Origin of the sequence: Brevundimonas vesicularis, from assembly GCF_044807075.1 — a bacterium.
Lineage (GTDB): Bacteria > Pseudomonadota > Alphaproteobacteria > Caulobacterales > Caulobacteraceae > Brevundimonas > Brevundimonas vesicularis_G.
This window is the reverse complement of sequence record NZ_CP085234.1, coordinates 2985833-3007422: the sequence shown is the minus strand read 5'-3', so window position 1 is coordinate 3007422 and position 21590 is coordinate 2985833. Positions and strand designations below refer to the sequence as shown.

The following is a 21590-nucleotide window of genomic DNA, read 5'->3' as shown; positions in this document are numbered from 1 at the left end:
GGGCGTTAGGACGACTTGGATGCAGCGTTGCGACGCAGCATCAAAACCACGATGCCGACGATCAGGACGAGTATGGCGATCTGCGCCGCGCGGTAGGGCAGGCCGCTTTCGCCCTCAGCCTCGGCGCCGCGATGCAGGGCGGTCAGCACGATATCGGCAATCGTGTAGACGATGACCGGAAGGCCGATGGCCGCCGCCCATGGCCAGCGGGCCACACGTCGTGGCCCTGCTGAAAGCGTGCCGGGCGGGAAGAGGATGGCGAAAAGGATCAGCGCGGCGGCATGAAGCAGCGGGCTGTAGAGATCGGCTTCGACGAAGATCGGCGCGGGCATGAGGCGAGCCTAGCGGTCGCCTGAAGCCGCCGCAATCACAGGTTTCGGGCGGCCGATGACGGCCGCTCGCGAAATGGGAAGGTCGAGACGCGGCCGCCCCCTCCACCGCCTTCGGCGGTCCCCCTCCCCCGCATCGCGGGGGAGGATCGTTTCAGCAGGAGACACCATGAAAGAGACCAAACAGGCTTCGGGCCAGCCCGAGGCGCGCGATGTCGTGCGCGAGATGATGGCGGCGTTCGAGGCGTTCAAAGGGGCGAATGACGCCCGACTGGGCGAGATCGAGAAGAAGGCGGCGGCCGATGTGCTGCTGGAGGAGAAGGTGGCGCGCATCGACCAGGCGGTCGCCTCGGCCCAGGCGCGGCTGGACCGGGTGATGAGCCAGAGCCGTCGCCCGGCGATTGGCGGCGAACCGGCCGAGCCGGCGTCTGCGCCCGAGGCGAAAGCGGCGTGGGACGGCTATCTGAAGACGGGCCAGTCTGGCGCGCTGGAGGTCAAGGCGGGCCTGTCGGGCGGGGCGACCTCGGGCGGCTATGTCGTGCCCTATGAGACCGAGCGGGCCATCGAGCGGCGTCTGATGGCGGCCAGTCCGATGCGCGAGATCGCGACGGTCAGGACCGTGGCGGCCGGCGTGTTCAGAAAGCCGGTCTCGACGGCGGGCGTGGCCTGCGGCTGGGTGGCGGAGACGGCCGCGCGGCCCGAGACGGACCCGGCGACCCTGGCCCTGCTGGAGTTTCCGTCGGCGGATCTCTACGCCAACCCGGCGGCGACGCAGGCGTTGCTGGACGACGCCATGGTCGATCTGGACGAATGGCTGGCGGCCGAGGTCGAGGACGCCTTTGCGGCGCAGGAGACCCAGGCCTTCATCAACGGCGACGGGGTGAACAAGCCCAAAGGGCTGCTTTCCTATCCGACCGTGGCGGACGCGGGCCAGGCCTGGGGTCAGATCGGCTATGTCCCCTCGGGCGCGGCGGGCGGCTTTGCGGCGACCAGTCCGGCGGATCGCCTGATCGACCTGATCTATGCGCCCAAGGCCCAGTACCGACCGAACGGCCGGTTCGTGATGAACCGCAAGACGGTCTCGGCCGTGCGCAAGTTCAAGGATGCGGACGGCAACTATATCTGGCAGCCGGCGACGCGGCTGGGCGAGACGGCGAGCCTGCTCGGCTATCCGGTGACCGAGATCGAGACCATGCCGGACGTGGCGGCGAACAGTCTGTCGATCGCGTTCGGGGACTTCCAGCGGGGGTATCTGATCGTCGATCGGGCGGGGGTGCGGGTGCTGCGCGATCCCTATTCGGCCAAGCCCTATGTGCTGTTCTACACGACCAAGCGCGTGGGCGGCGGAGTGCAGAACTTCGACGCGATCAAGGTGATGAAGTTCAGCGCAAGCTGATCCGGTCGTCTCCTCCCTGTCGCGCAGCGATGGGGAGGTGGCGCGGCGCGTCTTCGCGCCGTGACGGAGGGGCTCTGAACGCGCGAACCGTGCGGCGGAAAGAGCCCCTCCACCACTTCGTGGTCCCCCTCCCCATTGCATGGGGAGGAGACGGAATTTCTGACAATGGAGATTGCCATGGCGCAGCCGGTGACGGTGGCGGAGGCGAAGCTGTTTCTGAGGGTCGAGCACGAGGTCGAGGACGGCTTGATCCAGACCCTGATCGCGGCGGCGCAGGCGAAGGTGGAGGGGGATGTCGGGTTGAGCCTGACGTCCACCTCTCCGGCGCCGCTGAGGCTGGCGATCCTGATGCTGGTGCTGCGGGCCTATGAGCGGGGCGAGGCGGTGGAGATCGAGCCGGTGGAGGGCTGGATCGCGCCCTATCGCGTGGTGCGGTTGTGAGAACTCTAGCGGGGCTGTTCCAGCCGGTGGAGGCCGAGACGCCGTATGGCGGGCGCAGCGTGTCGTTCGAGGCGGTCGGGTCGGCCTGGCTGAAGTGCGGGGCGCGTCGGCGGCTGGAGCGCGGCGAGGGCGATCAGCGGCGGGCGGTCGAGACGATGGGCGCGGAGGCGCGGGCGGACGCCCGGCTGGCGGTCGGGCGCGTGCTGAGGTTCAGCGGGGCGGACTGGCGGATTGTCTCGGTCGAGGACGTGCGGCCGGGGCGGGCGAAGCTGGATCTGGAGCGTGTGCGATGAGGGATCATGAGAGCGCGCTGCAGAAGGCGGTCGTGGCGGCTCTGAAGGGCGATGCGGCGGTGCAGGCGCTGCTGGGCGGGCGAGTGTTCGACTTCGCCGCTCTCGGGGCGCCGGAGGACGCCGCGTTTCCGCATCTGGTGATCGGGCGGTGCGAGAGCCGGCCGGTGGCGGCCGACGGGGGCGGGGTCGAGCAGAAGCTGACCCTGACGGGCGTGTCGCGATTCGCGGGATCGCAAGAGGCGAAGGCGGTGGCGGCGGCGGTGCGGGCCTGTCTGCACGAGGCCGTGCTGGAGGCCGACGGGGTGCGGACGGCGACGCTGAGGGCGACGTTTGCGGACGTCTTCCGCGCAGGCGACGGACGGCGGACCTATGCGGTGGTGCGGCTGAGGGCGGTCACGGAAGAGATTTGATCCTCCTCCGCGTCAGCGGGGGAGGGGGACCATGCGCAGCATGGTGGAGGGGGCGAAAGCTGACCGGGTGCGGAAATCAGGCGGCGGAATGCGTGTCCGCCCCCTCCACCACTTCGTGGTCCCCCTCCCCCGTTTCGCTGCGCTTCACGAGGGAGGATTGAGCAATGACGGCACAGGCCGGCAAGGACATGTTGCTGAAGATCGAGGACGCGCCAGGCGCGTTTACGACGGTGGCGGGGTTGAGGGCGCGGACGATCTCGCTGAACGCCAAGACGGTGGATGCGACGGACGGCGACAGCGCTGGGCGGTGGCGCGAGCTGCTGGCTGGCGCAGGCGTCAAGTCGGCGGCGGTGTCGGGGCAGGGCGTCTTTCGCGACGCGGCGTCGGACGCCCTGGTGCGCGAGGCCTTCTTCGATCAGGCGGCGAAACGGTGGCGGCTGATCGTGCCGGACTTCGGCGTGCTGGAGGGGCCTTTCCTGGTGGCGGCGCTGGAATACGCCGGCGAGCACGAGGGCGAGGCGACCTTTGCGCTGAGCCTGGCCAGCGCCGGGGCCATCGGGTTCAGCGCGATATGAACGGGGCGCGGGGCGAGGCGGCTGTGATCTTGGGCGCCGCGCGGCGTCGGGCCTGTCTGACGCTGGGGGCGCTGGCGGAGATCGAGACGGGGCTGGGCGTCGATGGGATGGCGGCGGTCGCAGAGCGGATGAAGACGTTGTCGGCGCGGGATCTGATGATCGTGCTGGCAGCGGTGTTGCGCGGCGGCGGCGAGGTCGAGCCGGAGGTGGCGGCGGTCGATCCGCGCGAGGCGGCGGTCGCGGTGGCGCAGGCGTTCGCGGCGGCTGCCAGGTGACGCCCTGGGGCGAGATGTTGCGGCTGGCGGCGACGATGGGCGTGGCGCCCGAGGCGTTCTGGCGGCTGTCGCTGAAGGAGTGGCGGCTGTTGACGCAAGTTCCGCGTGGGACGGGGCCTTTGGGACGCGAGGGGCTGGCGCGATTGATGGAGGGTTGGCCGGATGGCGGATGAGTTCGGGCGGGATGGGATCGATCAGGTCGCGCTGAGAGCGGCCGAAGCCGGGGCGGCGCTGGAGGCGCTGAAGGCCCCGGCGCGGGAGGCGGCCGACGCCATCGAGGCGGCGTTCGGGCGGGCCGGCGACAGTCTGACGCGATCGCTGGCGCGGGCGGCGGCGGATGGGGAGGTGTCGCTGGCCGAACTGGCGCGGGCGGTGCTGAATGCGGTCAATGCGGCGGCCGGCGCGAACGGCGGCGGGCTGAGCGCGGCGATCCAGTCGGTGATGTCCAGCTTCGGCGGGGCGCGGGCGGACGGCGGGCCGGTGTTGGGCGGTGCAGCCTATCTGGTCGGCGAGCGCGGGCCGGAGGTGTTTCGGCCGACGACGGGCGGCGAGATCGGGCCGGTCGGCGGCGGGGGCGTGACGGTCAATGTGGCGGTGGACGGCGGGGCGCCGGCCCTGCTGCGGTCGGAGGCGCAGATCGCCCAGATGCTGGCGCGGGCCGTCAGCCTGGGCGCCAGGCGGATGTGAAAACGCCGCCCCGTCGAGGACGGGGCGGCGCTGAGGTCGATCGGCGATGAGGCCTATTCGCCCTTCGGGTTTGGGCCGAAGCGGTTCTCGCCCTTCTGGCTGTCGGCGATGCCGATCCACAACAGGAAGGCCAGGCCCAGCAGACCGGCGATGGCGAACAGGCCGAAGGCCGGGCCCATCAGGGCGAAGACGGCGGCCGGGTTGCTCTCGTAGTAGTCTTCCGAATAGCCGTTGGCGACGGCGGCGGCGATGACCATGGCGAAGCCGGCGAAGAAGGCGACGACCGAGCCGACCCAGGGGATGGCGATCAGCCAGCCGGTCTTGCCCATGTCGTGCAGGCGCTTCACCGAAATGGCCAGGTTAGGCCAGATCAGCACGATGCCCAGCAGATTGATGAAGGGGATCCAGCTGATGACGACGTTGACGCCCAGCAGGATCAGCCAGCCGATCCAGAAATGGCTGCGGCGGATGCGGCCCTCGAAGGACAGGAACAGCTTCTGCCAGTCGAAGCCGGCGACGGCGGTCGAGGTCGAGCTGGCGTAGCCGCCGGCGACGCCGGTGGTGGTGGGCGAACCCGCCAGGATCAGGATTTGGGTGGCGGCGGCGCCTTCGGGGACGAAGTCGACGCGAACGCCGGCGGCGGGCACGGCCGGCGATTGCAGCGCGGCCGAGGTGAAGTCGTAACGGGCGCCGTCGTCGCCGCTGATCAGACCGACGCCGGTCGAGGCGTCGTAGCTGAGAATTTCACCGCGCACTGAGATCTCCATGACTGGCGCCCGATCTGGCGCGGCGGCAACATCGCCGACCCGTGCAATCCCAGCAACCCGAAAAGGTCAAGCTGGCCGATCCTGTCGCGTTTGTAATGCGGGCGACCCCTTGGGCGGCGCGCCGTGGACGTTCACGCCCGGCTGCGACGGCAGCAGACTGACGATGAAGATGAACAACCCGTCGACGTAGGGGATGAGACCGATCAGGATCATCCAGCCGCTGAAGCCGACATCGTGAAAGCGCCGGATGGTGACGGCGATGCCGGGCGCCACCAGAGCCAGATAGACAAGGATGACGAGGCAGACCCAGGCCATGCCCCAGGCCTCCATGTCATAGCCCATCTCGGCGTCGGCGATGGCCAGGCCGATCACCGGCATGAAGGCGATCACCGTGATCAGAAACTGGAATAGGGCGAAGGACCAGTATTCCTTTCGCCGCGCCCGGCCGTGGCCTTGGATGTAGAGGTCGGTGACGCACCGGGCGAAATAGCCCCACAGGCCCAAGTCCGGCTCTGGCGCATAGACGGGCGGCGGCAGAGGGCCGTCGCGCAGGACCATCAGGCTGAGGGCCTGGTCGTCCTGAACCACGAAGTCGACGCGGCGGCCGGGTTCGAGACCGGCGGCGGTCGAGGTGAAGATGTAGCGCTGCAAGTCATCGCCGCTGATCAGGCCGTCGCCGGTTGTCGGATCGTAGCTGAGAATTTCGCCGCGCAAGGTCTGTGGTCCTGAGAAGGCGGCCTGAGCGCCGCCGCCAAGGTTTGGACCGGGCGGGCGGCATTGCACAACAGGAGAGTGTTCATGGGCGCCTTTCATGAGGTGCGCCTGCCCGCGCGGCTGGCGTTCGGCTCGACCGGCGGGGTGGAGCGTCGGACGGAGATCACGACCCTGGCGTCGGGGTTCGAGCGGCGGTCCACGCCCTGGGCGCTGGGGCGCAGGCGGTATCTGATCGGGGCGAACCTGAGGTCGCTGGACGACATGGCCGAGCTGGTCGCCTTCTTCGAGGCGCGGCGGGGGCGGCTGTACGGGTTCCGGTTCAAGGACTTCGCCGACTTCAAATCGTGCGCGCCGGGCGGGGTGGTCTCGGCTGAGGATCAGGTGCTGGGCGTCGGGGATGGGACGCGCACGGCGTTTGGGCTGGTGAAGCGATACGGCGATGTGGAACGGCCGATCGCCAAGCCGGTCGAGGGATCGGTGCGGATGGCGCTGGGTGGTGTCGAGACGACGTCCTTTGCGGTCGACTTCGCCACCGGCCGGGTGACGCTGGAGCGCGCGCCGGGGGCGGGTGTCAGTGTGACGGCGGGGTTTCAGTTCGACACGCCGGTGCGGTTCGATTCCGATCGGATCGAGACGACGCTGGAGAGCTTCGAGGCCGGACGGATGGCGGCGGTTCCGCTGATCGAGGTTCGGGTCTGAGCTATGCGCGACATACCGAACGAGATGGCCGCCCGCATCGAGAGCGGGGCGGCGACGCTGTGCGATGTCTGGCGGCTGGAGCGAGCCGACGGCGTGGTGATGGGGTTCACCGATCACGACCGGGACCTGGTGGTGGACGGGGTCGTCTGCCGGGCGGCGAGCGGTTGGACGGCGGGGGCGGGAGAGAGCGCGGTCGGGCTGGCGGCGGGGTCGGTTTCGGCGGCGGGCGTGCTGGACGATGCGGCGATCGCTGAAGCGGATGTGGCGGCGGGTCTGTTCGACAAGGCGACGGTCGAACTGTGGCGCGTGGACTGGGCGCGGCCGGATCTGAAGGTGCGGTTGTGGGCGGGAACGCTGGCGAAGATCCAGCGCCAGGGCTCTTTGTCGCGCTATCGCCCTGCGGGCTGCTTGAGCGCAGGAGGCTTCGTCACCGAGCTTGAGGGTCCGCTGTCGAAGCTGGAGCGGGTGGTCGGGCGGACCTATGGGCGGATGTGCGATGCGCGGCTGGGGGACCAGAGGTGCGGGGTCGCGGAGCCGGCGGGGCGGGTCTGCGACAAGCGGTGGGAGACCTGCGTCGGGACGTTCGGGAATGGCGCGAACTTTCGCGGATTTCCGGATGTGCCGGGGGATGATTTCCTGACGGCTTATCCGGCCGGAAGTGCGCGAAACGACGGCGGGAGCCGGCGGTGAGGGGTAGGGCGACGATGTCTCCCTCCCCGGAATGGGGAGGGTGGTCGCGAAGCGATCGGGTGGGGACGGCAGGGCGATCGAACACGGAATGCCGGGCCGCCCCCACCCGGTCTCGCCTACGGCTCGACCACCCTCCCCCGCGGGGGGAGGGAGAGGGTTTTGCGGTCGTCGCCGCCGCTCAGTCCTGGCTCGGCACGCCCTATCGGCATCAGGCCAGTGTGAAGGGCATGGGCGCGGACTGTCTGGGTCTGGTGCGGGGGGTGTGGCGCGAGGTGGCAGGCGAGGAGCCTGAGGTCTTGCCAGCCTATTCGGCCGACTGGGCCGAGGTCGGCGGGCGCGAGATGCTGCTGGAGGCGGCGGGGCGGTGGATGCGGCCGGTTGCGGTCGATCAGATGCGGGCGGGCGACGTGTTGCTGTTTCGGATGTCGCCTGGGGCGGCGGTGAAGCACTGCGCCATCCTGAGCGACGTCGACGGACCGGAGCCGAGGATGATCCATGCCTATTGGGGACGGGCGGTGGTCGAGAGCTGGATGGGCGTGTGGTGGCGAAGGCGGCTGGCGGCCGTGTTCCGGTTTCCTGTCCCCGGTTCGGCCTCGGCGGCGTGCGCCGCCTCGTTGACCGAGGATGACGGAGTTTAAAAGTATGGCGCAAGTCGTTTTGAGCGCGGTCGGGCAGTCGGTCGGCGGGCCGGTCGGGCGGGTGATCGGCGCGACCCTTGGGCGGGCGATCGACAATCGGGTGGTGGGCTCGCTGGGTCCGGCGCGGCAGGTGGGCCCCAGACTGGAGACGCTGAAGGTTCAGGGCACGGCCGAAGGCGCGCCGATGGCCGGCGTCTTCGGACGGGCGCGGGTGACGGGTCAGGTGATCTGGGCGGCGCGGTTCCTGGAAGGCAAAAACAAGGGCCGGGCGGGCAAGGGCGGGCCGAAGACGGTCGACTATGTCTATTCGCTGAGCTTCGCCGTGGCCCTTTGCGAGGGCGAGATCGACGGGGTCGGGCGGGTCTGGGCCGACGGGCGTCTGATGGACATGACCGGCGTGGTGATGCGGGTGCATCGCGGGGGCGAGGACCAGACGGCGGATCCGCTGATCGAGGCGGTGGAACGGGATGCGCCAGCCTATCGCGGGACGGCCTATGTGGTGTTCGAGGACCTGCCGCTGGGGCCGTTCGGGGATCGGGTCCCTCAGCTGAGCTTCGAGGTGTTTCGGCGGCCGCGCGGACAGACGGCGCGACTGGAAGATTTGCTGGAGGGGGTGTGTCTGATCCCCGGCGCGGGGGAGTTCGCCCTGGCGACCGAGGCGGTGGTGCGCCGCGAGGGACTGACGCGGACGACGGCGGAGAATGTGCACAATGGCGAGGGCCGAGCGGACCTGGCCGTGTCGCTGGATCAACTTCAGGCGCAACTGCCGAACCTGAAACGGGTCAGCCTGGTGGTCGGGTGGTTCGGCAGCGACCTGAGGGCCGAGCATTGCGTCGTGCGGCCGGGGGTGGAGCGGCGCGACAAGCCAACCGAACCGCTGGTCTGGTCCGTGGCGGGTGTTGCGCGCGATGAGGCCTATCAGGTCAGTCGGGTGGATGGGGCGCCGGCCTATGGCGGGACGCCGTCGGACGAGAGCGTGCGTCAGGCGATCCGCGAGCTGAAGGCGCGGGGGCTGGAGGTGACCCTGTATCCGTTCGTCTTCATGGACTGCCTCGCCTATCCGTGGCGTGGACGGGTGGCGGGCGCGGACGGTGCCGGTGCGACGGCGGAGATCGCCGCGCTGTTCGGCGGGGACGAGGATTGGGGGCTGCGGCGGATGGCGCTGCACTATGCCCGGATCGCGGCGGATGAGGGGGCGGACGGCCTGTTGATCGGGTCGGAGATGAGGGGCGTGACCTGGACGCGCGATGCGGCCGGAGGCTTTCCGGCGATCGATCAGTTCCGGGCGCTGGCGGCGGAGTGTCGGGCGTTGGTCGGGCCGGGCGTGAAACTGTCCTATGCGGCGGACTGGAGCGAATATTTCGGGCGGCAGTCGGGCGCAGAGGTGGTGTTTCACCTCGATCCGCTGTGGGCCGATGCGAACATCGATCATGTGTCGATCGACTGGTATCCGCCGCTGACGGACTGGCGCGCGGGGGACGGCGGGGTCGATGCGGCGACGTTCGGCGGGGCGGCGGACCCGGCCTATCTGGCGGCGGGCGTCGCGGGCGGGGACGGGTTCGGTTGGTATTACGCCAGCGAGGCGGATCGGACGGCGCAGGTGAGAACGCCCATCGTCGACGCGGCGCATGGCGAGGACTGGTTGTTTCGGCCCAAGGACCTGAAAGGCTGGTGGTCGAACCGGCACCATGACCGGCCGGGCGGGGTGCGAAGCGTGGCGCCGACGGCCTGGATTCCGGGAATGAAGCCGGTGCGGCTGTCGGAGTTCGGCTGCGCGGCGGTGGATCGGGGCGGCAATGCGCCGAACCTGTTTCAGGATGCGAAGAGCAGCGAGAGCCGCTTGCCGCCGGGATCGACCGGCGCGCGCGACGATGCGGTGCAGCGGGCGGCGCTGGCGGCGGTGCTGAACCATTATGCGACAGCTGAGAACAATCCAGTTTCGGAAGTCTATGGCGGGCGGATGCTGGAGGCGGCGGACGCCTGGTGCTGGGACGCGCGGCCCTATCCGGCGTTTCCGGCGCGGGGCGATGTCTGGGCCGACGCAGGGGCGTGGCGGGCCGGGCATTGGCTGAACGGACGGCTGACCGGCGACGGGCGCGATCTGATCGAGGCGGTGCTGTCGCGAGGCGGGTTGTCGCCGGACGAGATGGCGATCGAGGGCGTCGAGGGCGCGGCGGCCGGCTATGTCATCGACCGGCCGATGCGGACGCGCGATGCGCTGGAGCCCTTGCTGGCGGCGTTCGACGCCGTGGCGGCCGAACGGGACGGGAAGGTCGCCGTGCTGGGGCGGGTGGAGACGGTGGTCGAGATCGCGGGCGAGGCGCTGGCCCTGCCCGATGGCGGGGCGGCGGAAACGGCGACGCGGACGCTGGAGCCCAGGGCGGGCGAGGCGCGGGTGCGGTTCATCGACGAGACGGCGGACTATCAGACCGGGGCGGTGGTCGTGCGGTCGGACGATGCGGCGGCGACGGCGGGCGGGGTCGATCTGGATTTGCCGCTGGTGTGCGGCGGCGGACTGGCGACAGCGGCGGCGCAGCGGGCGCTGGACGGCGAGGGCGTGGAGGCGAGAACGCTGGCGCTGGGGCCGCTGGAGGCCTTGCGGCTGGAGCCGGGGGACGGGGTGCGGCTGGACGGCATCGCGGGCGCCTGGCGCGTGACGCGGGTCGCGTCGGACGAGACGCCGTCGGCGGTGCTGGAGCCGGTGACGGTCCGGCGGGCGGTCGAGGATGACGGCGCCTGGCGCGGGGGCGAGATTCCCGCGGTGGTCGGGGCTCCGTTCCTGAAAGTGTTGGATTTGCCGCCCTTGATCGGGCGTGAGGCGGACGCGCGGCCCTTGATCGCCGTGGCGGCCGAGCCGTGGCGGACGATGCGGCTGCACGCGGGGCCGACGGCTGAGACCCTGACGGCGAGGGGCGATGTAGAGACACCCGCGACGGTCGGGGTGTTGCTCGAGGCGCTGGGGCCGGGCGTGCGGCACCGCTGGGACGAGGCCAACGCCGTGGTGGTGCGGGTCGAGGGCGAGGCGCCGGAAAGTGCGGTCGAGGCGGCGGTGCTGGGCGGCGGCAATGTGCTGGCGGTCGAGACGGCCGTGGGCTGGGAGATCGTGCAGTATCGGTCGGCGGTTTTGGTCGGGCCGAGCACGTGGCGGCTGACGGGTCTGTTGCGGGGGCAGCAGGGGACCGAGGTCGAGATGCGGGCGGGCGCCGGGGCGGGAGCGGTCGTGGTGTTTCTGGACGACCGGCTGGCGCGTGCGGAGATCGGGCGGGGCGAGCGAGGACTGCCGCTGCTCTGTCGCGCGGGACCGGCTGGCGCGGCGCCGGGCGGTGCGGGGTTCAGCGAGACGTTGTTCGTGGCGAGGGGCGTACATGATCGGCCGTGGTCGCCGTCTGATCTGACGGTCGAGACGTCGGCCGAGGGTCTGACGATCCGATGGACGCCACGCGTGCGGCTGTTCGGCGACGGCTGGGATGGGGAACCGACAACGGTTGACCCCACGCGGTTCCGGGTGCGCGTCGTTGATCATGACATCGTGGTTCGGACGATGGAGGTCGAGGGGCTGTCGGCATCCTATTCTGCGGCCGACTTGGCGGCGGACTTCCCACAAGGCGTGACATCGACAGCGCGGATCGCCGTTGCTCAGTGGGGCGAGGGGTTCGGGTGGGGCTCACAAGCAGAGGTGAAGGCGGAAATCCGGCGGCTCTGATGAAATAGGGCGGGTCCAGCCCTTTGCGCGGGGCGGGGCATGGCTTAACTGACGGCCTCTCGACCTTTTTCAGCTGGAGCGACAACGGACGTGGCAGGCGACCCCTACAAGGAACTGGGCGTTTCGAAGGGCGCGAGCGCGGACGAGGTCAAGAAGGCGTATCGCAAGCTCGCCAAGGAGCTGCATCCCGACAAGAACCCCGGCGACAAGATCACCGAGGACAAGTTCAAGCGGGTGACGGCGGCCTTCGACATCCTGGGCGACAAGGAAAAGCGCGCCAAATACGACGCGGGCCAGATCGACGGCGACGGCAACGAACAGCATCGCGGCTTTGGCGGGGGCGGTCGCGCCGGCAGCAGCCCGTTTGGCCAGGGCGGCAATCCGTTTGGACAAGGCGGCGGGCCGGGCGGCCGGGCCAACTTCGAAGGCGTTGATCTGGACGACCTGTTCGGCATGTTCGGCGGGGCCGGGCGTCAGCGCGGCGCGCGGGACTTCACCTCACGCGGTCAGGACGTGAAGGCGACGCTGGACATCAGTCTGGAGGACGCCATCGCCGGCGCGACGCGACGGATCCAGTTTTCGGACGGGCGCACCCTGGATGTGACCATTCCAAAGGGCGCGTCGGAAGGCCAGACGATCCGCCTGCGCGGCCAGGGATCGCCGGGGCGCGGGGCCGAGAACGGCGACGCCTTGATCGAACTGAGGATCGAACCGCACCCCATCTACAAACGCGACGGGGCGGACCTGATGATGGATCTGCCGGTGTCGGTTCCCGATGCGGTGCTGGGCGCCAAGGTGCGGGTGCCGACGCCCGAGGGCGTGGTGCAGATGACGCTGCCGGCCGGGTCGAACTCGGGCAAGGTGCTGAGGCTGAAGGGGCGCGGCGCTTTTGCGCAAGGCAGGCGCGGCGATCTGCTGGCGCGGGTGATGGTGACGCTGCCGGATGCGCCGGACGCCGAACTGACCGCCTTCGCCGAGGATTGGCGGGCCAGGCGGCCCTATACGCCGGGGCGGTGAGCGCGCTCAAGCAGCGCGAAGCGCGGTAGCGCCAAAGGAAAAGAGCATGAGCACGAAGCCTGATGTGAAGCCGGCGCGGCCGTGGTTTTCGGCGGGGCCGACGGCGAAGCGGCCGGGCTATGCGCTGGGTGGATTGCCGTCCGATCTGCTGGGACGCGGCATTCGCGCGCCGGAGGTGGTCGAGCGGTTCGCGCATGGCCTGCGGCTGACACGCGAGGTGCTGGAAGTGCCCGACAGCCATGTGATGCTGTATACGCCGGGGTCTGACACAGGCGCGGTCGAGGCGGCGCTGTGGGGCACGCTGGGCGCGCGGCCCGTGCAGGTCGTGGCGTTCGAGAATTTCGGCCTGACCTGGCTGGCGGACGTGAAGGATCATCTGGGCTTGGAGCCCGAGGCCCTGACGGCGCCGTGGGGCGAGCTGCCGGATCTGAGCCGTGCCGACTGGTCCAAGGACGTGGTGTTCCCGTGGAACGGCACGACCTCGGGCGTGCGGGCGCCGGACGCCGACTGGATCGCCGACGACCGCGAGGGGCTGGCGATCTGCGACGCGACCTCCGCCGCCTTCGCCATGCCGCTGCCGTGGGACAAGCTGGATGTCGTGACCTTCAGCTTCCAGAAGGCGCTGGGCGGCGAGGCGGGCATCGGGGTGATGGTGCTGTCGCCGCGCGCGGTCGAGCGACTGGATACGTACCGGCCAGAACGGGCGATTCCCAAGCTGCTGCGGCTGACGGACGGCAAGGGACGGTTCGATCGGGCGCTGGCGGACGGGGTGGCGATCAACACCTTCTCGATTCTGACCATCGAAGACTGGATCGACGCCCTGGGCTGGGCGAAGGACATCGGCGGGTTGAGCGAACTGATCCGGCGGACCGACGCCAACTACGCCGCGTTGGCGGAATGGGTGGAGCGGACCGACTGGATCGACTTCCTGCCGGATCGGCCGGAGATCCGGTCGACGACCTCGGTCTGCCTGAAGTTCACCGATGCGCGGATCGCGGTTCTGGACGACAAGGCGCAGAAGGCCTTTGTTTCGCGTTTCAAGGCGCTGCTGGAAGGCGAGGCGGCCGTGTTCGATATGGAGCCGCACCGCAATGCGCCGCCTGGCCTGCGGCTATGGTGCGGCTGCACGGTCGAGACGGCTGATGTGATCGCGGCGACGCCTTGGCTGGAATGGGCGTTCAAGACAGCGGTCAGCGAAGTCGGATAAATCCGCCTGACGGGACGACATCGGACGATTCCCTCGCTATAGGCTGCGCCCGCATTCCAGTGCGGAGAGACGGTTTTGGCGAACGTAGCGGTGGTCGGCGCCCAGTGGGGCGACGAGGGCAAGGGCAAGATCGTGGACTGGCTGTCCAACCGCGCCGACATGGTCGTGCGGTTCCAGGGGGGTCACAATGCGGGCCATACGCTGGTCGTGGACGGCAAGGTCTACAAGCTGGCGCTGCTGCCCAGCGGCGTCGTGCAGGGCAAGCCGTCGATCATCGGCAACGGCGTGGTCGTCGATGCTTGGCATCTGGTCGGAGAGATCGAGAAGATCGCCGCCCAAGGCGTGACGATCAGCCCTGAAATCCTGACCATTGCGGACAACGCCTGCCTGATCCTGCCTATCCACCCTGCGCTGGATGTCGCGCGCGAGGCGGCGGCCAGCGCGCCGGGCGCCAAGATCGGCACGACCGGGCGCGGCATTGGTCCGGCCTATGAGGACAAGGTGGGGCGTCGCGCCATTCGGGTCTGCGATCTGGCCAATTCAGACGATCTGAAGGTCAAGATCGACCGGTTGCGCTCGCACCACGATCCGCTGCGCGCCGGTCTGGGGCTTGAACCGATCGATCCGGACGCGCTGCTGGCGCAGTTGCTGGAAATCGCGCCGAAGATCCTGCCCTATGTGAAACCGGCCTGGCGTGTGCTGGATCAGGCGCAGAAGGACGGCAAACGCGTCCTGTTCGAAGGGGCGCAGGGCGCCTTCCTGGATGTGGATCACGGCACCTATCCCTATGTCACCAGCTCCAACACCGTAGCCGGTCAGGCGGCGGCCGGTTCGGGCATCGGTCCGCGCGGCGTCGGCTATGTGCTGGGCATCGTGAAGGCCTATACGACGCGCGTCGGCGAAGGCCCGTTCGCCTGCGAACTGGATGATGAGGTCGGCGAGCATCTTGCGACGGTGGGTCGCGAGGTCGGGGTGAACACAGGCCGCGCGCGTCGCTGCGGCTGGTTCGACGCCGTGCTGGTGCGCCAGTCGGTGGCGATCAACGGCATCGACGGGATCGCCCTGACCAAGCTGGACGTGCTGGACGGGTTGAAGACGCTGAAGATCTGCGTCGGCTACAAAGTGGACGGCGAGGTGCTGGACTATCTGCCCTCGAGCCTGAAGGCCCAGGGCGCGGCCGAGCCGGTGTTCGAGGAGTTGGAGGGCTGGAGCGAAAGCACAGCCGGCGTCCGCAGCTTCAAGGACATCAACGCCAACGCCATCAAATATGTGCGGCGGATCGAGGAGTTGATCGGCGCCCCGGTGGCCCTGCTGTCGACCAGCCCCGAGCGCGACGACACCATTCTGATGCGCGATCCGTTCCAGGGTTAGGCAGTCACAGGCGCACAGGCGCTTGCACGCAACAAGACCTATTCAACAGGTCTTAACCCGCCGACGGTAAGGATAACGGCTCCAACTTCGGAGTCCAATGTGTTCGCCGCAAATGCCAGAACCATGAGCCGCATGGAGCCTGCGCTCCGTCGGGTGGTCATTGTGGACCCCAATCCGGCGTCGGCGCGGCTGCTGTCGGACATCATGAAGGGCATGGGCGCGCGCGAAATCTATTCGGAGAGCGACGAGGAACGCGCGCTTGAGCTGCTGCGCGACGTCGAGCCGGGCGTGATCTTCACGGAACGCTCCGGAGACACGCTGAACGGCGAAACGCTGGCGCGGCGCATTCGACGTTCCGGCATGTCGTGCCGCATGTCGCCGATCATCATGGTGACGAGCGAGGCGACCGCCGCCGCGATCAAGGGCGCGCGCGACGCCGGCATCCACGAGTTCTTGAGAAAGCCGTTCACGACCGGCGACCTGTTCAAACGGGTCGAGAATGTGACGTTGAAGCCTCGGCCTTGGATCGAGGCCGTCGGCTATGTCGGGCCGGATCGTCGCCGGTTTAACTCGGGCGAATATTCGGGCGCTCGCAAGCGCCGCAGCGATGGCGCGGGCGGAGGCGGCCCGGCCGAAATCCGCGATCAGGCATCACGAATCCTGGTCTCGGCCCTGTCGCAGTTCGAGCAGGATCCGGTGCAGGCGACGCGCGCCATTCGCCAGCAGGCCGAGACGCTGAACGGTCTGGCCATCAAGACGGCGGACGCCCGACTGGCGATGGCTGTGGCGACCCTGCAGGCCTATGTCGCCAGCGGTCAGGTGACGAAGGCGGGACTGGCCCAGCCGATCGGCACGGTGGTGACGGCTGCGAGAGCCGCCGACGATGCGGCGCCGGTGGCGCGAGCCTCGTGATGGACGGTCCGCCGCGCCGCTGAAGGCGCAACGGACCGAGTTTGCTCAGGCGTCGACTAGGTTCCGCTCTTCGGCGGCGGCGCGCATGGCCTTTTGCAGCTTCTCGAAGGCGCGGACCTCGATCTGACGCACGCGTTCGCGCGACACGCCGTACTGGCCGGCGAGCTCTTCCAGCGTAACCGGGTCGTCCTTGAGGCGGCGTTCCGTGAGGATGTGCTTCTCACGGTCGGTCAGCTCTTCCATAGCCTCCTGGAGGAGGCTCATGCGGATGCCCTTTTCCTCGTCGTCGGCAAGCTGGGTTTCCTGAGACACGGCCGTGTCATCGGCCAGCCAGTCCTGCCACTCGCTTTCGCCGTCGGCGCGCAGAGGGGCGTTCAGGGAGGCGTCGCCGCCGAGACGGCGGTTCATGTTGGTGACCTCTTCCTCTGTCACGCCCAGTTTGGTGGCGATGGCGGCGAGGTGTTCGGGGTGCAGATCGCCTTCCTCGAAGGCCGAGATCTGGCTCTTGGCCTTACGCAGGTTGAAGAACAGCTTCTTCTGCGCCGCGGTGGTGCCCATCTTCACGAGCGACCAGCTGCGCAGGATGTATTCCTGGATCGAGGCGCGGATCCACCACATGGCGTAGGTCGCCAGGCGGAAACCCTTGTCGGCGTCGAATTTCTTGACGGCCTGCATCAGGCCGACGTTGCCCTCGGAAATCACTTCGCCGATCGGCAGGCCGTAGCCGCGATATCCCATGGCGATCTTGGCCACGAGACGAAGGTGCGAGGTGACGAGACGGTGGGCGGCTTCGGGGTCCTGGTGCTCAGACCAACGCTTGGCGAGCATGAACTCCTCGTCCTTGGTCAGCATCGGAAACTTGCGGATTTCCGTCAGATAACGCGACAGGCCTTGTTCAGGCGACATCACCGCGAGCGTACTATTGGCAGCCATATACAGGTCCCTCCGACCGTCTTGAACGAGCGGGCTCTTCGTCATCGGCCACGTTGTGTGCGCCGACGTCTCACCCCTCAACCGGTGAAGTAGCGATGGGTTGCCGCCATTTTTAGAGGCGGATCGTCACACGAAAGCGTGACCGTGGCCCTGGCGCCACTTGCGCCGATCAATGTCCCATATAGAACTCCGTCAGTTGCTATTCAAGGCGTGCTCGAACGGACGGCTGTTCAGAGATCGGCGAGAAGCGTTTCGAGACGCTGCATGTCGGACGGCGGCGCGGTCTCGAAGCGAAGGGCCTCGCCCGTGACAGGATGTACGAAGCCCAGGACGGCGGCGTGTAGGGCCTGACGCTCGAGGGCCGCTTCGGCGATGGCGGCGCGAACGGGGATGGCGGGGCTGCCCGAGCCGTAGGTCGCGTCGCCGAGGATGGGCGCCCCTTTGGACGACAGGTGGACGCGGATCTGATGGGTGCGGCCGGTATGCAGGGTGCAGGCGACCCGCGCGGCCATGGGTGCGCCGCCAGCTTTCGCGGATTCGCCATAGGTCGCCTGGACGACATAGTCGGTGATGGCCTCGCGTCCGCCGGCCTTGAGGACCGCCATCTTCTTGCGATCGCCGGTGGAGCGGCCGATGCGGGTGTGGATGCGGCCGGTCGCGGGCGACGGCGCGCCGCGTGTCAGGGCGATGTAGGTGCGCTCGATGTCGTGCGCAGCGAACAGGGCCGACAAGCCGGCGTGGGCGCGGTCGGTCTTGGCGGCGACCATGACACCTGAGGTGTCCTTGTCCAGCCGGTGGACGATGCCGGGGCGGGCGACGCCGCCGATGCCCGACAGACTGTCGCCGCAGTGGGCCAGCAGCGCGTTGACCAGGGTGCCGTCGGGCGTACCGGGCGCGGGGTGGGCGGCCATGCCCGCCGGCTTGTCGATGACGATCAGGTCGGCGTCCTCGTAGAGAACGGTCAGGGGAATGGCCTGGGGCTGAGGCGTGGCCGGCGCGACGGGCGGCAGGGCGACGGCATAGAGGCCGGGCTGGGCCTTGGCGGAACCGCCGGTGAGAACTGCACCATCGCGACTGACGGCGCCCTCGGCCAGCAGGGCCTGGAGCCGGGCGCGCGACAGGGTTGGGAAGGCGCCGGTCAGGGCCTTGTCCAGGCGAACGCCGGCCGCGTCGATGCGGGCCTCCAGCACCTCGGCGGGGGCGCCGATCGCGGGGTCTTCGTCTTCGTCGATCAGATCTTGGGCGGACACGTCGTCTCCCTAGCACGACCGGCCGCTTGCGCGAGGGGCGCGGGTGAGGCGATAGTCAAGCTTGGGGGCGTTGGGGACATCCGATGAAGCGGTTGATGATCGCCGGGAGCGCGTTCGCCGCAGTGGCGCTGCTGAGCAGTTGCACGACCATGAGCAAGGACGAATGCCTCGCCGGCGCCTGGGGCGAGAAGGGCTATGCGGACGGGGCGTCGGGCTATCCGATGACGCGGCTGGACGACCACGCCAAGGCCTGCGCCAAGTTTCAGATCGCACCCAACCCGGCCGCCTATGGCTCGGCGCGTGAAGATGGCTTGCGGACCTATTGCACCTTCCAGCGCGGCTGGGAGGAGGGAAGGGCGGGCAATGCCTATTATGGCGTCTGCCGGCCCGAGGAGGAGCAGGCGTTTCTGCCGGCCTATCGTGACGGCCGACTGCTGCATGAGGTCGAGGACGCCTACGAGACGGCGGAAAGCGCGCTGAACAGCGCCGAGGCCCGGATCGAGAACCGCGAAGACAAGCTGGAGGCCAAGGAGCGTGAACTGCGCGGCGAGGGCCTGACGGATGAAGAGCGGGATCGCATTCGTGACCGCATTCAAGAGGTCAGAGGCGAAATTCGCGATGCGCGTCGCAATGCCCGAGAGGCCCGCGACGCGCTGGATCAGGCGGAATGGGACGTTCGACGGGTGCGGCGCGAACTGAGCGGCCGCTACCCGGTCTAGACGACGGTCCTAGGCGGCCTTGACGGATGCGCCGCGGAAGGACGGATCGAGGTCGCCCGAGGCATAGCGCTTGGCCATCTGGGCGGTGGAAAGCGGGCGGATATTGGAGGCCTGACCCTCGCAGCCGAACTGCTGATAGCGCTCCATGCAGAGCTTCTTCATCGCCTCCTTGGCGGGCTTCAGATAGTAGCGCGGGTCGAACTCGCCGGGCTTTTCCATCAGGGCCTTACGGATGGCGCCGGTGATGGCCATGCGGTTGTCGGTGTCGATGTTGACCTTGCGCACGCCGTGCTTGATGCCGCGCTGGATTTCCTCAACCGGAACGCCCCAAGTCTGGGGCATTTCGCCGCCGTACTGGTTGATGATGTCCTGCAGATCCTGCGGCACCGACGACGAGCCGTGCATCACCAGGTGGGTGTTGGGCAGGCGGCGATGGATTTCCTCGATCACGTTCATGGCCAAGACCTCGCCGTCCGGCTGACGCGTGAACTTGTAGGCGCCGTGGCTGGTGCCCATGGCGATGGCCAGGGCGTCGACCTTGGTGGCGGCGACGAAGTCGACGGCCTGATCCGGGTCGGTCAGCAGTTGCGAGTGGTCCAGCTTGCCCTCGAAGCCGTGGCCGTCCTCGGCCTCGCCCATGCCGGTCTCTAACGAACCCAGCACGCCCAGTTCACCCTCGACCGAGACGCCGCAGGCGTGGGCCATTTCGGTGACGCGACGGGTGACGTCGACGTTGTATTCGTAGCTGGCGGGGGTCTTGGCGTCCTCCTCCAGCGAGCCGTCCATCATCACGCTGGTGAAGCCGTACTGGATGGCGGTGGCGCAGGTCGCCGGGCCGTTGCCGTGGTCCTGGTGCATGCAGACCGGGATGTGCGGATAGAGCTCGGCCAGGGCGTCGATCAGCTTGGCCAGAACGATATCGTTGGCGTAGTTCCGGGCGCCGCGCGAGGCCTGGATGATGACGGGGGCGTTGACCTCATGGGCCGCCTCCATGATCGCCAGACCCTGCTCCATATTGTTGATGTTGTAGGCGGGCAGGCCGTAATCGTTCTCTGCCGCGTGGTCGAGCAGCTGTCGCAGCGTGATGCGCGCCATTGGTAGTCTCCTGAGCCGAATAGTCTTTTTGGTTGGGCGAGAGATTAGACGCCGGACAGCGCGAAGTCACGCCGTGTTACAGCCGTTTCAGCGCAGATTGCGAAGACAGGATGCAGGCGTGCTCCGCCTGCATCGCTGAGCCTTCAGGCGCGCAGGGCCTCGACGCCGGGCAGGGACTTGCCCTCCATCCATTCCAGGAAGGCGCCGCCGGCGGTGGACACGAAGGTCAGGTCTGCGCTGACGCCGGCATGGCCGACGGCCGCAACCGTGTCGCCGCCGCCCGCCACCGCGATCAGGGCGCCGGCCTTGGTGCGCTCGGCGACGTGCTTGGCGGCCGCGACCGTAGCGGCGTCGAAGGGCGGGACCTCGAACACGCCCAGCGGGCCGTTCCAGATCAGGGTCTTGGAGCCGTCGATGGCGGCGTTCAGGCGCGCGACGGTGTCGGGGCCTGCGTCCAGGATCTTGTCTTCAGTCGCGAAGGCTTCGCCTGTCTTGACGGTGCGGGCGTCGGCGCCGGGCCTGACCTCGGTCGCCACGACGACATCGACGGGCAGCAGGATGTCGCAGCCCTTGGCCTGGGCTTCCGCCAGGATTTCGCGCGCCGTGTCCGCCATATCCTTTTCGGCCAGCGAGCCTCCGACATCGACGCCTTGGGCATACAGGAAGGTATTGGCCATGCCGCCGCCGATGGCCAGCGTGTCCAGCTTGCCGACCAGGTTCTTCAGCAGGTCCAGCTTGGTCGAGACCTTGGAGCCGCCGACGATGCCGACGACCGGCTTCTGCGGATTGCCGAGCGCGGCGTCGAGCGCGTCCAGTTCGCGGCGCATGGATTCGCCGGCATAGGCCGGGATGTGGTGGGCGACGCCTTCGGTCGAGGCGTGGGCGCGGTGGGCGGCCGAGAAGGCGTCGTTGACGTAGAGATCGCCGAGATCCGCCAGCTTCTGGGCGAAGACCGAATCGTTGGCCTCTTCCGCCGCATGGAAGCGCACGTTCTCCAACAGGACCACGCCGCCGGCGTCCAGATCGCGAATGGCCTCCACGGCGTCAGGGCCGATGCAGTCGTCGGCGAAGCGGACGGGGGCGCCGAGCAGGTCTTCCAGCGGCTGGACGACGGGTTTCAGGCTCATCGATGGAACGCGCTGACCTTTGGGGCGGTCGAAATGGGCCAGGAGAGCGACCTTGGCGCCCGCGTCGCGCAGGCGCTGGATCGTCGGCAGGGCGACCCGCAGACGGGTGTCGTCCGTGACCTTGCTGCCCTCCATCGGGACGTTGAAGTCCACGCGGACCAGGGCCGTCTTGCCGGCGAGATCCTTGGCGTCGTCGAGAGTGCGGAAGGTCATGGTCGTTTCCCTGTCTCCTCCCTGTCGCAAAGCGATGGGGAGGTGGCGCGGCGCACTTGCGCCGTGACGGAGGGGCTGTGGCCCCGAGTTCGGTGCGGTGGAAAGAGCCCCTCCACCACTGCGTGGTCC

Annotated in this window: 24 protein-coding genes; 17 read left to right on the top strand and 7 right to left on the bottom strand. The window is 68.7% G+C overall.

The window, feature by feature from the left end:
• Positions 1-5: 5 nt before the first annotated feature.
• Positions 6-332, bottom strand: coding sequence for a hypothetical protein (locus LG306_RS15075; protein WP_404416197.1), 327 nt, complete (start codon positions 330-332; stop codon positions 6-8).
• 166 nt (positions 333-498) lie between these two features.
• On the opposite strand from LG306_RS15075, the gene LG306_RS15070 reads away from it, so the two are divergent.
• The 8 genes from LG306_RS15070 (at position 499) to LG306_RS15035 (ending at position 4406) form a co-directional block, all read left to right on the top strand.
• A complete protein-coding gene (locus LG306_RS15070) occupies positions 499-1725 on the top strand; it encodes a phage major capsid protein (RefSeq protein WP_404416195.1) in 1227 nt (408 codons plus the stop codon).
• Positions 1726-1902: 177 nt separating this feature from the next.
• Positions 1903-2166: a head-tail connector protein gene (locus LG306_RS15065; RefSeq protein ID WP_066624542.1), complete on the top strand. Its 264-nt coding sequence runs from the start codon at positions 1903-1905 to the stop codon at positions 2164-2166.
• Positions 2163-2459 (top strand): phage head-tail adapter protein, encoded by a 297-nt coding sequence (locus tag LG306_RS15060; protein ID WP_404416191.1) that lies wholly within the window; start codon positions 2163-2165, stop codon positions 2457-2459. The genes LG306_RS15065 and LG306_RS15060 overlap by 4 nt, the downstream gene beginning before the upstream one ends.
• On the top strand, positions 2456-2869 hold the full coding sequence (locus LG306_RS15055) for a DUF3168 domain-containing protein (protein ID WP_404416188.1): 414 nt from the start codon (positions 2456-2458) through the stop codon (positions 2867-2869). The genes LG306_RS15060 and LG306_RS15055 overlap by 4 nt, the downstream gene beginning before the upstream one ends.
• A 164-nt stretch (positions 2870-3033) precedes the next feature.
• Positions 3034-3444: a phage major tail protein, TP901-1 family gene (locus LG306_RS15050; RefSeq protein WP_404416185.1), complete on the top strand. Its 411-nt coding sequence runs from the start codon at positions 3034-3036 to the stop codon at positions 3442-3444.
• Positions 3441-3719 carry a GTA-gp10 family protein gene (locus LG306_RS15045; RefSeq protein WP_404416182.1) on the top strand — a complete coding sequence of 93 codons (279 nt, stop codon included), beginning with the start codon at positions 3441-3443 and terminating at the stop codon, positions 3717-3719. The genes LG306_RS15050 and LG306_RS15045 overlap by 4 nt, the downstream gene beginning before the upstream one ends.
• A complete protein-coding gene (locus LG306_RS15040; RefSeq protein WP_404416179.1) occupies positions 3716-3892 on the top strand; it encodes a phage tail assembly chaperone in 177 nt (58 codons plus the stop codon). The genes LG306_RS15045 and LG306_RS15040 overlap by 4 nt, the downstream gene beginning before the upstream one ends.
• The gene (locus LG306_RS15035; protein WP_404416176.1) at positions 3882-4406 is read left to right on the top strand and encodes a phage tail tape measure protein; all 525 of its coding nucleotides are present in this window, start codon (positions 3882-3884) and stop codon (positions 4404-4406) included. Before LG306_RS15040 ends, LG306_RS15035 begins: the two co-directional genes overlap by 11 nt.
• 53 nt (positions 4407-4459) lie before the next feature.
• Here LG306_RS15035 and LG306_RS15030 read toward each other — a convergent pair whose 3' ends face one another.
• Positions 4460-5161, bottom strand: coding sequence for a DUF805 domain-containing protein (locus LG306_RS15030; protein ID WP_404416173.1), 702 nt, complete (start codon positions 5159-5161; stop codon positions 4460-4462).
• A 78-nt stretch (positions 5162-5239) separates the two neighbouring features.
• Positions 5240-5887, bottom strand: a complete 648-nt coding sequence (locus LG306_RS15025; protein ID WP_404416170.1) for a DUF805 domain-containing protein — start codon at positions 5885-5887, stop codon at positions 5240-5242.
• Positions 5888-5971: 84 nt separating this feature from the next.
• Between LG306_RS15025 and LG306_RS15020 the strand changes: the two genes are divergently transcribed.
• The 8 genes from LG306_RS15020 (at position 5972) to LG306_RS14985 (ending at position 16124) form a co-directional block, all read left to right on the top strand.
• Entirely contained in the window at positions 5972-6586 is a 615-nt protein-coding gene (locus tag LG306_RS15020; protein WP_404416167.1) for a TIGR02217 family protein, read from the top strand.
• Positions 6587-6589: 3 nt separating this feature from the next.
• A complete protein-coding gene (locus LG306_RS15015; RefSeq protein ID WP_404416165.1) occupies positions 6590-7276 on the top strand; it encodes a DUF2163 domain-containing protein in 687 nt (228 codons plus the stop codon).
• Positions 7277-7494: 218 nt separating this feature from the next.
• The gene (locus LG306_RS15010) at positions 7495-7914 is read left to right on the top strand and encodes an NlpC/P60 family protein (protein WP_404416162.1); all 420 of its coding nucleotides are present in this window, start codon (positions 7495-7497) and stop codon (positions 7912-7914) included.
• A 4-nt stretch (positions 7915-7918) separates the two neighbouring features.
• Positions 7919-11617, top strand: a complete 3699-nt coding sequence (locus LG306_RS15005; protein WP_404416159.1) for a glycoside hydrolase TIM-barrel-like domain-containing protein — start codon at positions 7919-7921, stop codon at positions 11615-11617.
• A 90-nt stretch (positions 11618-11707) separates the two neighbouring features.
• Positions 11708-12634 carry a DnaJ C-terminal domain-containing protein gene (locus LG306_RS15000; protein ID WP_404416157.1) on the top strand — a complete coding sequence of 309 codons (927 nt, stop codon included), beginning with the start codon at positions 11708-11710 and terminating at the stop codon, positions 12632-12634.
• Positions 12635-12680: 46 nt separating this feature from the next.
• Entirely contained in the window at positions 12681-13841 is a 1161-nt protein-coding gene (locus tag LG306_RS14995; RefSeq protein WP_404416154.1) for a phosphoserine transaminase, read from the top strand.
• Positions 13842-13916: 75 nt separating this feature from the next.
• Positions 13917-15212 carry an adenylosuccinate synthase gene (locus tag LG306_RS14990; RefSeq protein ID WP_404416151.1) on the top strand — a complete coding sequence of 432 codons (1296 nt, stop codon included), beginning with the start codon at positions 13917-13919 and terminating at the stop codon, positions 15210-15212.
• Positions 15213-15311: 99 nt separating this feature from the next.
• Positions 15312-16124, top strand: a complete 813-nt coding sequence (locus tag LG306_RS14985; RefSeq protein WP_404416148.1) for a two-component system response regulator — start codon at positions 15312-15314, stop codon at positions 16122-16124.
• A 45-nt stretch (positions 16125-16169) separates the two neighbouring features.
• Here LG306_RS14985 and rpoH read toward each other — a convergent pair whose 3' ends face one another.
• Together rpoH and LG306_RS14975 are read right to left on the bottom strand one after the other, a co-directional pair.
• Complete coding sequence (rpoH, locus tag LG306_RS14980; RefSeq protein ID WP_026108409.1) at positions 16170-17057, bottom strand: RNA polymerase sigma factor RpoH; 888 nt, start codon at positions 17055-17057, stop codon at positions 16170-16172.
• Between the two features lie 230 nt (positions 17058-17287).
• Positions 17288-18307, bottom strand: a complete 1020-nt coding sequence (locus tag LG306_RS14975; RefSeq protein WP_404416145.1) for an RluA family pseudouridine synthase — start codon at positions 18305-18307, stop codon at positions 17288-17290.
• A gap of 95 nt (positions 18308-18402) precedes the next feature.
• Here LG306_RS14975 and LG306_RS14970 point away from each other — a divergent pair, with 95 nt between their 5' ends.
• Positions 18403-19026, top strand: a complete 624-nt coding sequence (locus LG306_RS14970) for a DUF2799 domain-containing protein (RefSeq protein ID WP_404416142.1) — start codon at positions 18403-18405, stop codon at positions 19024-19026.
• 9 nt (positions 19027-19035) lie between these two features.
• Here the strand turns inward: LG306_RS14970 and fba are convergent, their stop codons facing one another.
• Together fba and LG306_RS14960 are read right to left on the bottom strand one after the other, a co-directional pair.
• Positions 19036-20121, bottom strand: a complete 1086-nt coding sequence (fba, locus tag LG306_RS14965) for a class II fructose-bisphosphate aldolase (protein ID WP_017505152.1) — start codon at positions 20119-20121, stop codon at positions 19036-19038.
• Positions 20122-20264: 143 nt separating this feature from the next.
• Positions 20265-21461 carry a phosphoglycerate kinase gene (locus tag LG306_RS14960; protein WP_404416138.1) on the bottom strand — a complete coding sequence of 399 codons (1197 nt, stop codon included), beginning with the start codon at positions 21459-21461 and terminating at the stop codon, positions 20265-20267.
• Between the last annotated feature and the right edge of the window lie 129 nt (positions 21462-21590).